Annotated in this window: 10 protein-coding genes and 1 rRNA gene; 6 read left to right on the top strand and 5 right to left on the bottom strand. The window is 37.8% G+C overall.

What is annotated here, in order from left to right; all coding sequences use genetic code 11:
* Positions 1-118: 118 nt before the first annotated feature.
* The 5 genes from rrf (at position 119) to mutL (ending at position 6,423) form a co-directional block, all read left to right on the top strand.
* Positions 119-233, top strand: a 5S ribosomal RNA gene (gene rrf, locus DNJ75_RS04305).
* Between the two features lie 491 nt (positions 234-724).
* Positions 725-2,317 (top strand): hypothetical protein, encoded by a 1,593-nt coding sequence (locus DNJ75_RS04300; protein WP_150468928.1) that lies wholly within the window; start codon positions 725-727, stop codon positions 2,315-2,317.
* Between the two features lie 18 nt (positions 2,318-2,335).
* The gene (locus DNJ75_RS04295) at positions 2,336-3,181 is read left to right on the top strand and encodes a hypothetical protein (protein WP_117001952.1); all 846 of its coding nucleotides are present in this window, start codon (positions 2,336-2,338) and stop codon (positions 3,179-3,181) included.
* A gap of 70 nt (positions 3,182-3,251) precedes the next feature.
* A complete protein-coding gene (coaBC, locus tag DNJ75_RS04290) occupies positions 3,252-4,469 on the top strand; it encodes a bifunctional phosphopantothenoylcysteine decarboxylase/phosphopantothenate--cysteine ligase CoaBC (RefSeq protein ID WP_117001951.1) in 1,218 nt (405 codons plus the stop codon).
* Entirely contained in the window at positions 4,462-6,423 is a 1,962-nt protein-coding gene (gene mutL, locus DNJ75_RS04285) for a DNA mismatch repair endonuclease MutL (protein WP_117001950.1), read from the top strand. Before coaBC ends, mutL begins: the two co-directional genes overlap by 8 nt.
* Here mutL and DNJ75_RS04280 read toward each other — a convergent pair whose 3' ends face one another.
* The 5 genes from DNJ75_RS04280 to DNJ75_RS04260 form a co-directional block, all read right to left on the bottom strand.
* Positions 6,424-6,873: a hypothetical protein gene (locus tag DNJ75_RS04280; protein WP_117001949.1), complete on the bottom strand. Its 450-nt coding sequence runs from the start codon at positions 6,871-6,873 to the stop codon at positions 6,424-6,426.
* A 13-nt stretch (positions 6,874-6,886) separates the two neighbouring features.
* The gene (locus DNJ75_RS04275; protein WP_117001948.1) at positions 6,887-7,363 is read right to left on the bottom strand and encodes a hypothetical protein; all 477 of its coding nucleotides are present in this window, start codon (positions 7,361-7,363) and stop codon (positions 6,887-6,889) included.
* A 2-nt stretch (positions 7,364-7,365) separates the two neighbouring features.
* Positions 7,366-7,932, bottom strand: a complete 567-nt coding sequence (locus DNJ75_RS04270) for a hypothetical protein (RefSeq protein ID WP_117001947.1) — start codon at positions 7,930-7,932, stop codon at positions 7,366-7,368.
* Positions 7,933-8,194: 262 nt separating this feature from the next.
* Positions 8,195-10,705 (bottom strand): TcfC E-set like domain-containing protein, encoded by a 2,511-nt coding sequence (locus tag DNJ75_RS04265; protein WP_117001946.1) that lies wholly within the window; start codon positions 10,703-10,705, stop codon positions 8,195-8,197.
* On the bottom strand, positions 10,659-11,357 hold the full coding sequence (locus DNJ75_RS04260; protein WP_117001945.1) for a fimbrial biogenesis chaperone: 699 nt from the start codon (positions 11,355-11,357) through the stop codon (positions 10,659-10,661). Before DNJ75_RS04260 ends, DNJ75_RS04265 begins: the two co-directional genes overlap by 47 nt.
* Positions 11,358-11,503: 146 nt before the next feature.
* On the opposite strand from DNJ75_RS04260, the gene alaS reads away from it, so the two are divergent.
* The gene (alaS, locus tag DNJ75_RS04255) at positions 11,504-14,092 is read left to right on the top strand and encodes an alanine--tRNA ligase (RefSeq protein WP_117001944.1); all 2,589 of its coding nucleotides are present in this window, start codon (positions 11,504-11,506) and stop codon (positions 14,090-14,092) included.
* Positions 14,093-14,108 lie beyond the last annotated feature (16 nt).

The following is a 14,108-nucleotide window of genomic DNA, read 5'->3' as shown; positions in this document are numbered from 1 at the left end:
GACGTTGATAGGCTGGCTGTAGAAGTGCAGTAATGTATGAAGCTAACCAGTACTAATTGCCCGAGAGACTTGGTTATTACTCTGTGATAGATTGTTAGAGCTTTCAGCTTGACAGTTACCTGATGAAGATAGCGACTGTGAACCACCTGATTCCATTCCGAACTCAGAAGTGAAAACAGTTAGCGTCGATGATAGTGTGGCATTCGCCATGTGAAAGTAGAACATCATCAGGTTTTTTATTTAGAAAGGCACCTATCGGTGCCTTTTTGCTTTTCCGAACTGACGAAGTAAAACCGAATAACGCCGATGATAGTGTATTTATCAAAAATACATCCTGTATTTTTTCAAATCGGCCACTTGCTAATCCGTTACAAGTGGCGTTCGACGGCAAATAGTTGGCACTATTTGATTTTTCCGTCTCACCATTCGCCATGTGACAAATTTGTTGGGAACAAATTTGATCAATGGAAGCATGACATTGACCATGTAATGGCGTAAGGCAGGACGCCTGAAGTTAAGTAGGACACCGCCAAATTATTCGACATTGCAAGACGATGGTACATCGCAACACAACACAAATTCAAGAGGCTCCTTAGGGAGCCTTTTTGTTTTGTGGTATAGGATTTATCATAAAAACTTCTGATATTTTTTCTAAAATGACAAGGAAAACCAATGATAACTGATCTATACTTTGTGTGGTATGGATTATCTTGGTGAGTTGGCTATGTATAAAATAAAATATAATCAACACGGTGGCGTATTACTTATTGCGTTAATTATTGTCGCAGTTGTCTCAATACTGTCTGGCTCAATTTTATATATGCTAAAAACCAGTGTTGTGCAGAATCAAGCCATTGAAAATTATAACAACTCACGTAATAGTGCTTTTTTGTCGCTAAAAGAAACTTTAGAGGCGAATGATTATGTTTATACCAATACACCGGTTTTTTCAAGTGTTAAAAATTATAGCTCAGGCAGTTCAACTGTCACGGTCACAAGTAGTGTCAATACACTTTTGCATGAAGCCATATTTCCAGATAGTGTTGCATTAAACAATGCCTCAGCAGTTTTACAGTACCATGTGACTATGCAGGTTTCTGCGCAAACAGGGCATCAAGCAGATTATGTCGCAGTTGTTAATGCACCGAGCCAATATCGTCAGGAGAATGATTTAACACCACAAACGACGCAAAATATTAATATCCCAACGGTTATTTTAACTAATCTTAATGTCGCACAACAAATCTCAGGAACCGGTGGGTTAACCGATGGACAAGCTGGTTTTTTTGGAACTGTTGCTATTGATAACTCAGGAACTATTGAAACAACAGGGAAAGAAGTAGTGCTTAGTCCTGCTACAGGAGGAAGTTATTCATTAAAGTTTGAAGATAATGGTACATATAGGTTGGAGCAAGGTTGGAATTTAGATGATGGCGTATGGAGTTGGAGTTTATTGCTATATGACACTTCAACAGTTAATGCTTGGCATACGAGTATTGCCTTAGATACGCTTAAAACCACACCATCAGATTTTTCATCCTTAACATGGCAGAATGTATTAGGACAGGAGGATAATTCGCTTCCTGATTATGACTCAGGTAAGCAATATCCAAAGGGAAGTTATATTACTTTTGATGGGCAAGTTTTTGTTTCAACTGCTGCTATTAATAGTGGCAACAATAAAGACCCGTACAGTAACCCAAATAATTGGCGTTTGGTGATTCCTGGTGGGACATACCCTAACTGGAATACTGATGTGAAATATTATAAAGGGGATATTATTACTCAAAATGGTGTGCAGTATGTCGCTACTGCTGATAATGGAACAAACGTTGGAGCGCCACCTAATAATAAATGGGCAGTTGCACAATTTGGTGCGAGTGCGTGGCAAAGTCAGGTTTATAACCCAGGGGATATGGTAACATTTAATGGTTTTATGTTCGTGAATATTAAGAAAAGTAACGCTAATAAAGACCCTTATAATCAAAGCAATAATTGGCGTGTGGTGCCGCAAGATAGCTCTCCTTTAGCTTATAATTCAAATATTGTTTACACTGAAGGTCTACAAATTAGCTATGATAATCAACTATTTGTAAATATTTCATCAACGAGCGATAACCCATATACGAATCCATACAATAGTTGGCGTATTATCATTCCTGAAAACACAGCACCTACCTATAATAATCAAGTTCGTTACTATAAAGATGATCGAGTCACTTATTCAGGTACGCAATATATTGCAAATGTGAATTACAATAGCTCTATTGCACCTAATAAACCGCCACCAAGTAATAATTGGCAAATTTCACCATAGTTTAAAGAGGAGTTGTTTATGATAAATACCTTAATAAAAAGAATAACTCGATTATTGAGCTTAGGTGTAATGATTTTATCTATTGGTTATAGTGCATTATTGCCAGTTGATAAGACGCTGATCAATATGAAATTAGTGAATGATTATAATGACATATACGCGCTTGCAATAACGAAGGATACCTCTAATTGGATTCAAGCATGGCTTTATACTGTTGGTGGTACAGCGATTGACACAGATTTTAATTTGGTACAAATAGCCAATATTACCAATAGCTATATTTTGCCAGTTGATTTAGAAAGTAAGCAAAGCACAACAAGAGCATTGATTTTTCTATCAACAAATGTTGGTTTAACACGTATTGTTTCTTTATCACTAAACAATCAGCCAATCTCATTATCAACTGCAACAGAGGTGCTTTCGTTACTACCTTCAGCTAATCTAGTTTATCCACCACAAATTATCCCTGACAGTGCAACAGAAGATTTCTTAGTATTGCCGTTTGCATCTTCAGTTGCGCTTTATAAGTATACGCCAGCAACTCCTAGCCTCACTTTTTTAAGAACGGAAACGGTACCTTTTAGCAACCAAACGGTTAGACAAGTTTTGCCTTTTAAAGGTTTTATGGTCGTTATTACGGAAAACAATCTGACACCTCCGCCTGTGGGTTATGCGCATTTCATCGCGCTGGGTGTTAATAAGGAGTTTGCAACGATAAATCTATCGTCAATTGATGGTGTTTATCTAACGTATGACCCTGCGACACAGCAGACGCTTTTGAAAACCGCGAGTGACCCTGTTGGGATTGAAGTTCAAAATGCGCCTATGCCATATGGTGTAATTGGAATGCAATCAATACAATAAAATTCTGTAAAATGATTCGTGATAGGTATAGTATGGATGTCAATATTTTAGGGATTTTTAATTATAAATAATGAAAAAGATTTTATTGTGTGTCACAGGCAGCATCGCTGCATATAAAGCACTTGAGTTAACGAGGCTGCTTGTTAAAGCAAATTGTGAGGTTAAGGTTTTATTAACTGAATCAGCTAAGGCTTTTGTTACCCGTTTAAGTTTTGAGGCATTGTCACAAGGTAAAGTCTATGATGATTTATTTGCATACACTGATCATCCGATTGAACATATAGAACTTGCGCGTTGGGCAGATCAAATTGTCATTGCTCCTGCATCAGCTAATACCATTGCCAAGTTAGCATTAGGTTTGGCGGATGACTTACTGGGGAATGTGATTCTTGCAACGGATAAACCGATATTTATAGCACCAACAATGAATGTTGTTATGTGGCAGAATACTGCAGTACAAGCGAATGTAAATCAATTGAAAAATCGGAAATTTATTGTTTTACCACCGGATGCTGGTGAGCAAGCTTGTGGAGATATTGGTGATGGGCGTTTAATGGAACCTCAGGCGATTATAAAGCATATATTAAAGCCAAAAATAAAAACGGATAAACATGTGGTAATAACTGCTGGTCCCACGGTTGAGGCGTTGGATCCTGTGCGTTATTTATCAAATCACAGCTCAGGTAAAATGGGTTATGCATTAGCTGAAGCTTTTGTTGATATCGGTTGGGGTGTGACCTTAATTTCAGGCCCTACTCAATTAATAGCTTCTCAAGGTTGTGATGTTGTACAGGTAAGAAGTGCCAATGAGATGCATGATGCGGTGCTTGAGAAGGTGAAAACAGCAGATCTATTTATTGCAGCAGCTGCAGTTGCTGATTATCGTCCACAAATTTGTGCCGTTGAGAAAATTAAAAAGACCGATGAAAGTGATGCATTAACTTTGAAGTTGATTAAGAATAAAGATATTTTGGCAAGTGTTGCAAGCTTAACAAAAAACAGACCGTGTTGTGTCGGTTTCGCTGCAGAAACGCATAATGCACGAGAATATGCGCTAGCTAAAATTGAACGCAAGAATCTTGACTTTCTAATATTAAACCAAGTTAATACGGATAATGGTTTTCCTTTTTATAGTGATCACAATGAGGTGCAGCTTTTTAATAAGCATCATCAGCAAGTATTAGTATTGCCTTTGGCATCAAAGCGTGATATTGCTAATCAGATTGTCAACTATCTAAATGAAAACGTTATCAAAAAAGAAGTGCAAACGGAATTAAATTATGAGTAGGCGAATTAAAGTCTTATCCACTGAACTAGCCAACCAAATTGCAGCAGGCGAGGTGGTTGAAAGGCCTTCTTCGATTGTCAAAGAGTTATTTGAAAACGCGCTAGATGCTGGAGCGACAGAGATCATTCTTGAGCTTGAACATGGTGGCAAAGAAAAAATCTTGATACGTGATAATGGCTCGGGTATTGAAAAAGATGACTTGCCATTAACCTTAATGCCGCATGCAACAAGCAAAATATATTCACTTGAAGAGCTTGAAGCGATTAGCAGCATGGGCTTTAGAGGTGAGGCGCTAGCAAGTATTGGCTCGATTGCTAAAGTGAAGATTACCTCAAGAACAGCACAAGATGAACATGCATGGTGTGTGGATAATCAATTAGATAATGAGTTAATTCCCGCATCTCATCCGATTGGAACGACGATTGAAGTGGCAGAAGTTTTTTATAACACCCCTGCTAGACGCAAATTTCTAAAGGCGGAGCGCACAGAGTATGTGCATATTGATGAGCTATTGAAAAAGTTTATGCTTTGTCATTTTAATGTGGCGTTGACCGTTTGGCATAATGGTAAAGAAGTGAAATCATATCCCGTGGCAGATACACCACAAAAACAACAACAGCGTATTGCGGATATTTGTGGTGATGAATTTATTGATAATGCCTTATTGATTCAAGCCGAAGCAATGGATCTTCAATTATATGGTTGGGTTGCTAAACCACAGTTTTCAAAGTCACGTGCTGATTTGCAGTACTTTTATGTCAATGGACGAATTATAAAAGATAAGCTTATCGCGCATGCGATAAAGCAAGCTTATAAAGATGTATTGCATCACCAGCGATATCCAGCGTTTATCTTGTTTTTTAATATCGATCCACATGCGGTGGATGTCAATGTGCACCCAACTAAACATGAAGTACGTTTTCGCGAATCACGTTTAGTGCATGATTTTCTTTTTGCTAAAATTCATCATGCCTTGGCAGATACTAAGCCACAATTACCTGAGTTATCTGAAACTGAAAATAACGTTGATTCATTGACATTTAGTATGCCAGATAAGCCTTCAGCCTCGCCAAATCAAAATTGGCGTGATCAAACGCAATATACTAATCACACAAGATCCGATCATCGCAATGATATGACACTGTATGAGCAGTTGATTAATCAAAAAGAAGAAATTCAATCTTCTGAAAATACCAGTGATATAGAAGCGCTTCATAAAGTAGAATTACAAACGCCACAAGATAAGTGGCAGGATGCCACACAATTAGCGATGCCGTTGGTAATAGATGAGGCATTAGAAACAACGGTAGATCAAAATGTCACAATGACAGAAATAACACCAAAGGCAACACCTGTAAAAGAGACCAAAACCTATCCATTGGGTTTTGCCCTGGCACAAGTGCATGGCATTTTTATTTTGTCACAAACGGAAGATGGTCTGATTATTGTTGATATGCATGCGGCACATGAACGGGTGTTATATGAAAAGGTGAAAACACTATGGGCAAATCATGAAGCTGTATCACAAGTGCTGTTATTGCCTTTAACCTTTGAGATAAGTCCAGTATTGCTTGATGTGTTAGACGCGCATGAAGCACTTCTTCATAAATTGGGATTTGAATACTCGGCACTGGGTGAGAAAACCTTAGTGATTCGTGCAATCCCCGTTTATTTAAAGAATAATCATATTGAAAGTCTAGTCGTAGAAATCGCTAATAGCCTTAAGGTCAGTGGTAAAGCCAAACCAATGGATGATTATATACATGCAATCCTAGCAACTATATCATGTCACAAAGCTGTGCGCGCGCATGATCAAATTACCATTGAGGAAATGAATCAATTGCTACGCGATATGGAGCACACGGCAAGAGCAGATCAGTGCAATCATGGACGCCCAACCTGGGTGAAAATGACGGTGAGTGATTTGGATAAGCTTTTTATGCGAGGGAAGTGATTAATTTAAAGGACTAATTCTGAAGTACAATGTATCGCTATAACCACCTTCTGGAATATTATTTAAGCCTAGACCTGTAAAGCTTACTGTAGCCGTATAGTTTTTTTGCGTTGGCTCACCCATCGGATCAGCAGGTTCGGTATGTACAAGAAAATATTGATTTGGCGTTAAGTCAGCGATGGATACACCATTGACTTTAACACTGTAATTAATATAAATATTTTCATTTAATGAATTGATAAACTTATAACCATTGATTGTTTTAACCTCAAGATAATATCCTTCTCCTTCAGGGCAGTTGATCTGTGCATAGCCAAAAATAGAAGTATTTTCAGTGACGCCAAAGCTTAAATCATTAGCGGTGAGTATGCCACCACCATAAAGAGATAAGCTGCAGCTTACGGTTGATTCATGCAATATGATCAGTAAAAAAAAGAGATAAGCTTTCATCGGTTTATGGACTCTAGATATCGGTTAAACGGATTATAAGTGGTTTATATGATGTGTCTTTCGGGGTATTTAAATTAATGGGAACTTCATTATATACTCGGCTTGCAGAGACCTTTTGTAAATCACTAAATATAGTATGATCTTGTGAGCACAAATATTGTAAATCAAGTAAGGTTTCATCATTAGCATAAACTTCATCTTTATTCTCATCAAAGGAAGCATTAGCTTTTTGTGTATTAGCTTCATTCAATATTAACCGACATATATCATCAAAGTCTTTAATTTGATAGATGAATCCTGAGTTAGAATTACAAGAGGATGCTAGATTATTTTGTTCAAGATCCTGATGCCAAATAGAGCATTGCTCCATTATGTAGGCATAGGCAGTTGCTGTTGCATCTTGATTGCTAAAAGAGGCATATGCTACCTGAAAAGAGTTACCCCCTAGTAATAAGATGAACTGAAAAAGTAATTGTTTATGTATAGACATAATTAAACATCAGCTAGTCTAAGTGTTACAGCATCTGAGTAAGTCCCTTCTAATAGATTAGCGGCGCCAGCGCCAGATACATCTGGTTTTAAATCAACTGAAACAGCGTTATAGACGGTTCCTGCAGAGACACTATGGATTGAAATAAATCCACCTGTATCATCAGGACACTGGTCTGATACTGCAAGGTTTGAGCTATTTGATATTGTGCCAGAAGGCGTGCCTGAGAAAGTGGCTACGGTGCCTGTTCCTGTACTAAAGCTCCAGTACACAGTGCTAGATCCATTAACAAAAGCACAAGTATCATCATCATTTTTGATTGCATAGGTAAAGCCTGAAGCAGAATTACATGAGGTGGTAAATGTGCCAAAAACAGTCGTTTGGTCAGAACCTCCAGTTTCTAAGATGGTTTGGGTCAAGCCTTCCGTTCCCGCACTTAGAGAGCATGATTCAGCTATCGTTTCAGTAGCAGTAATTGCCGCATCTTGATTAGAAAATGCAAAAGATTGGGCTGTAAAACCAGTGAGGGCAAAACAGCAGATTAGTGAGGTTATTTTGCGAATATTCATCGTGTTTCTCCTTTGTTTTTCTGTTGATAAAACAAAGCAACGAAAAAATCTATAGACTATATCACATATGGGGGTGGCAGTAGCGCCGCAAATACTTACGTTGTTTTGTTCTTGTTATATTGGTTGTCATAGTCACATTAGAACAAACTTAATTAGAGTTTGCTTCACTGTGAATATAGCAGTATATGTTATAAAATCAAACTTTTGATTAAAAAAGAGTCATTTAATACTTAACATTAATACTTTGCACATTGATCTATGGTTATTTGCTGTTAGATGAATAGCAAATGATGGTGCCAATGTTGAGAATATAGCTTGTCTTACTTGGTGCTTTAGGAATGTTCGTAATAGAACATTTACCTCCAGATGATAAGGTAAATATTAGTTGATCACTACTGTTAGGATATTCAAAGTAGATTAAGCCATTACTATCTGATGAGTAAATATTGTCATTTATTACTAAGTAAGCATCTGTAATTGGCTCTTTATCTGGGTTAACTAAGATAGCAGATGCAGTAATATATTGAATGACCTGCCAGTGATTATTCAAGATATTACCCGGCATTACCGTATTGTTTTTGGTATCAGCATCAAATTCATATGCACTATTTGAGATAGATCGAATAGATATTTGATGCTCGCGAAATGCTTCCAATGGAAATAATTTTGCCTGATTGAGATTAAGTTTGCCGATGTTGCGAGTATAGTCATACACCTCAAATTCGCCATCCTCGCCACTAGAGCTAGTAACTGAAATAAGTGCACCTGCGGGTAATGGTTGCGTATTTGCGATATAACCTAAACCAAAGCTAAATGGATAACTCCAAGCAATCGCGGAGCTTAAGGTTAAGTTGTAAATAGCCTCATTCGTATTGCTGTAATTTAAATTGCTACGTAATAAGATGTTTTCAGATTGTTGATACAAGTAGGCGGATAGACCATTGTTACTGTCTTCATTGATATAATTTAAGGACGCATTGGTAATGTTGTTGCTTTCTTGTGTAGTATAAGCAACAGCTAATTCATTGCTAAATGTACTGCTTGCTGAATTATAGCGATTGGATGCTGTGGTTGCCCAATGAGTTGAACCAAAGGTGATCGTTATATTTGTTGCAATACTAAAGTTATTTTTTGTGTAATTGCTACTAAAACCAAGTGAAACCTTTAGTGCTTTTGTTGAATAGATGGGATAGTTATAAGAAGTAGATAATGTATAATCAACAGGAGTTCCTTGAGTCTTATCCAGTGTACTACTTAAGACGGCATTATGTTGATTATAGTTGATTGATAAGGAGTAATTGAGCTGTGTATTTGTTGTGGTAAATAAATCTACTACTTGCGCCTGTTGTTCTGTGGTTTTTTCTGCCCAAAGTGAGCGAATAAAAAGGTTGCTACTAAGAAAATCATTATGTTGGTAAGTAATATTTAAGGCAGCGCCATAATCATTTTGTGCACTGACCATAAAAGATGGCTCAAAATAAGTTTTTTCATAGACTGCATAGAGCCCAAAATCAAGATATATATCATCTTTGACTTGAAGCCATGCAGCTTTAGCACCCCAGTGTCGACCAATCTTTAGGTTTGAACCAAAATTAACGACATAGCTATCATTCTGATAATCGGGAAAATAATTGTTATCCGTGGTTGTATTAGATAAATATCCAGTATAGATAAATAAGTCTGGAAACTGAGCGGGCGGAAGAGAAGTATTCTTAAAGAAAAATTGAGTGATTTCCTTTGTTGCGCCTAAGAAGTCTGTAATGACAATTTTTATTTGATAGGAACCATAAGGCAGGTTTGATGTGTCTATTTGTTGCAAGCCAGCAGGATAGTCATCGGAGCTCATAAGATTATCGTCTTTATAAATGTTCACTTGACTTGGATTATCTAAATATAAGCTTAGGTTTTGAGCATATTTATACAAATAACTTTGATTGAGTAAATTTTTATTGCTACTTATTCCAACACCAAAAATACGTTGATTGCTGACAAAGTAATTCCCTGGTGTTTGTAAATAGCCTGTTTGATATTGATAACGATCAAGGTAGTAAGTTGCTGCAAGTTCATTGAAGTTATTATTGATCGTTGATGTACCATTGTTTGATACTCTGGTTGTTGCTAGTTGGTAATTTAACGCTAGATCACCACTTGAAATAGAACCGGTATTAAAGAGCGTTTGAGTGCCAGAACCTGTTTGGATATCCTTAAATTTTCCTGCCGCAGTGAGGAGGAAATTATTAAGCCAAGAGGGAAACGTAAGTCCTGGTGTTTTTATCAAATAATTGTTGTGTGATAAGGTTCTAAGATACTTGGCAGGAATAAATAAATCCACACGAAACCAATCGGGGTTGAAAACAATGGAAAGTTTATTTGCTTTAAAGCTAGAGCAAACTGGAATGCCAGATTTTTTATCTGGGCAGGCGTAAGTTGTATTTGTATCAAATGGTAATGAAAGGCGTGTAATCATCTCTGATGGGTTAGCTAAACCTTTGATTTTGTCAATCAGCTTTTGGGGTTCTATAAATTGCAGCTTGCCATCAATGATTTCAATTCTAAAGTCACCTACTAAATCACCATTGTAGTAAACACTCACTTCATTTAAAAAATCTTGAGCCATATCTTGAAACTCTAAAGGGATGCTTGTGACGCTAAGTGGAGTATTTAACGCATTCTGATTGCTTGCCAATCCAATATTTTGACATAGTAGTAAATAAGTGAAAATAGCCCTAATTAGAGCTTTGTGTAAGTTTTTGATCAAGGTAGCGAACATCATAAGTCAAAGGCCTTGCATAAGGGGCTGTAACTGTAACAGTTTGACCAGCAAGTAGCTGCATAACAATGCGCGGATCTTGACAGTTCTCATCTTTATCATCACATTGCATATGAGAAGTGATTTTAGCTGAGGTATTGCCGCTATTACTTAATGTTATATTGCGATCACTGCGCGATGCCTTCACATCAGGAGTTGCATTTTTTGCATGAACAATCACTGAAGTTGCATAAATAATTTGGGCTTTTGTTTTTTTCTCACTGTCTAAACTTTCAACTTCAGTTGACTCTATCAGAAAGATTTTATCTTTGTCAGTAGCGGGTTCCGTCATCATGACACGTACTAATTTTGATTGTTGAGGTTTTAAAATTAATTTATCAGGTAAGAAAAAAACGCCATTGCTACTTTTATTTTCTAATTGGATTTCTTGACGATCTTTGGTGTTTAAATTGTGAATGCTTAAAATTTTAAGTTTGACAAATGCCACTTTAGTTCCAATGTTTTTGATAAGAATATTTTGTGGCTTACTCATATTACTGCCATCACCAAACTCCAGTCTAAGCGGTGAAACGGAAATGGCTGCATGAGCAAATTGTGATGCAATGCATGATATAAAGAAAATTAAAAACACCCAGAAATGAGATTTTTGGCTCATGGTAAACTCCTGTAAAGTTATTTTGTCGTGCACACAAAAGTATAGTCAATGACAGAAATTTTGCGCTAACTACTTTTGCCAAGCTGCGATTCTATAGTAAACTAGGCATCGATTTTGAATTTTAAATTGACACCAGTAGAGCAAGCATGATTACAACTAATGAAATTAGACGGTCTTTTATTGACTTTTTTAAATCCAAAGGGCACCAAGAGGTAGCAAGCTCATCGTTGGTGCCAGTGAATGATGAAACCTTATTATTCACAAATGCTGGGATGGTGCAGTTCAAAGATGTTTTTTTGGGTGCGGATAAAAGATCGTATACGCGTGCTGTCAGCTCACAAAAATGTGTGCGTGCAGGTGGCAAACATAATGATTTAGAGAATGTTGGCTATACGGCGCGTCATCATACTTTTTTTGAAATGCTCGGTAACTTTAGCTTCGGTGATTATTTTAAACGTGATGCTATTTTCTATGCTTGGGAGTATCTGACCGAAGTACTGAAGCTTCCTAAGGAGAAGCTTTGGGTGACTGTCTTTGAAGAAGATAAAGAAGCTGAGGATATCTGGATCAAAGAAGTCGGTGTTGATCCTAAGCGTCTATCACGCATAGGTGCTAAAGATAATTTCTGGGCAATGGGTGACACAGGTCCTTGTGGACCATGCACTGAGATCTTTTATGATCATGGGGAGGAAGTTGCCGGAGGTCCTCCAGGGACGCCTGAGGAAGATGGAGATCGCTATATCGAGATCTGGAATCTGGTGTTTATGCAATACAATCGCTTGATTGATGGTACTTTAGAGAAATTACCTAATCCGTCGGTTGATACGGGGATGGGGCTTGAGCGCATTGCAGCAGTATTGCAGCATGTGCATAGCAATTATGAGATTGATATATTTCAGAAACTTATTGATGCGGCAGCAAAGATTGTGGCAACAGAAGATATCGATAATCCATCGCTTAAAGTTTTAGCAGATCATATTCGCGCATGCAGTTTCTTAATTGTCGATGGTGTTTTACCTTCAAATGAAGGGCGAGGTTATGTATTGCGTCGCATTATTCGTAGAGCCGTGCGCCATGGTGATAAGCTAGGTGCAACGGAAATTTTCTTTTATCGACTAGTGGCGACATTGGTTGCTGTGATGGCTGAGGTCTATCCCGTTTTGAAAGAAAAACAAGCGTTGATTGAGGATGTCTTAAGAAAAGAAGAAGAGCAATTTGAAAAAACGCTAAGTCATGGCATGAAAATCCTTGAAGAGGAAATTGCCACACTTGATAGTAATGTGATCTCAGGGCAGACGGCATTTAAGCTTTATGATACCTATGGTTTTCCATTGGATTTAACAGCGGATATTGCCAGAGAGCGCAATTTAACGGTTGATGAAGCAGGCTTCACAAATGCTATGGAAGCGCAAAAAGCGCGGGCAAAGTCCGCCAGTAAATTCGGTGTTGATTATAATCAAATGATCAAGACGGATTTACAGACAACTTTTGTTGGTTACTCAGTGCCGGTATCCGATGCGCATGTGTTAGCACTTTTTAGTGAAGGTAAAAAAACAGATAAACTTATGATAGGGCAAGAAGGTGTTATTATTTTGAATCAAACACCTTTTTATGCGGAGTCTGGTGGACAGGTTGCCGATAAAGGTGTGATCGAAGCATTAGGTAGTGAGTTCACTGTCGAAGATGTGCAAAAATCAGGATCTGCTTTTTTACACATTGGTAAGGTAACAAAGGGGGGCTTCTCTATTGATGACGAAGTAACAGCACAAATCTCTAATAAACGTGCAACAACAGCAGCGCATCACACAGCAACACATTTATTGCATGCAGCATTACGCGAAATTGTTGGTTGTCATGTTGAGCAAAAAGGCTCATTGGTTGAGTGTAATAAATTACGTTTTGATTTTTCAAACCCATCAGCAGTCACGACAAAGCAGATAAAAGAAGTAGAGCGTTTGGTTAATGCGATTATTCGTCAAAACCTTTCTGTAGAAACGATAGAAACCTCGCCTGAAGTGGCTAAAGATATGGGTGCGATGGCGCTTTTTGGTGAAAAATATGGCGATATCGTGCGTGTCTTGCGCGTTGGAGATTTCTCGATTGAGCTTTGCGGAGGTACGCATGTCGCTCAAACGGGTGATATTGGTTTATTTAAAATAACCTCTGAAAGCGGTATTGCTTCTGGCGTGCGTCGTATTGAAGCAGTCACAGGTCTTTATGCTGAAAACTATATAGAGGAAAAAGAAGAGACATTAACAACGATTCATGAGCTATTAAAGTCTAATGATGATAATGTCTTGGATAAATTATTGAAATTGCAGCAGCAAATCAAAGCACAAGATAAGGTGATTAAAGGTTTAAAGCAGCAAATTTCATCAGGCGATGCTGTTGCCATTGATGAAGCGCAAATTGATGATGTTACACTGATCTCAGCGCTATTGCCAAATGTTGATATGGGCGTGCTACGCGAGAAAATTGATCAATACAAAGCACAAAAAACCAAAGTGGTTGTTGCACTTTCTACTGAAAATGAAGGTAAAGCACAAATTGCCGTAGGTGTGAGTAAAGCAATCACTGATAAGATTAAAGCCGGTGAATTAATTAATTTCATTGCAAATCAAGTTGGTGGTAAAGGTGGTGGGCGTCCTGATATGGCGCAAGCAGGTGGTAATGATCCACAAAACTTGCCAAAAGCGATGACTTCGGTGCACGAATGGGTGAAAGAGCGACTATAATAGCAAGGTGCTTTAT

The organism is Cysteiniphilum litorale, assembly GCF_003428165.1.
Taxonomy (GTDB): Bacteria; Pseudomonadota; Gammaproteobacteria; order Francisellales; family Francisellaceae; genus Caedibacter; species Caedibacter litoralis.
Note: the sequence above shows the minus strand (reverse complement) of the source record. Positions and strands in the feature narration are given on the sequence as shown.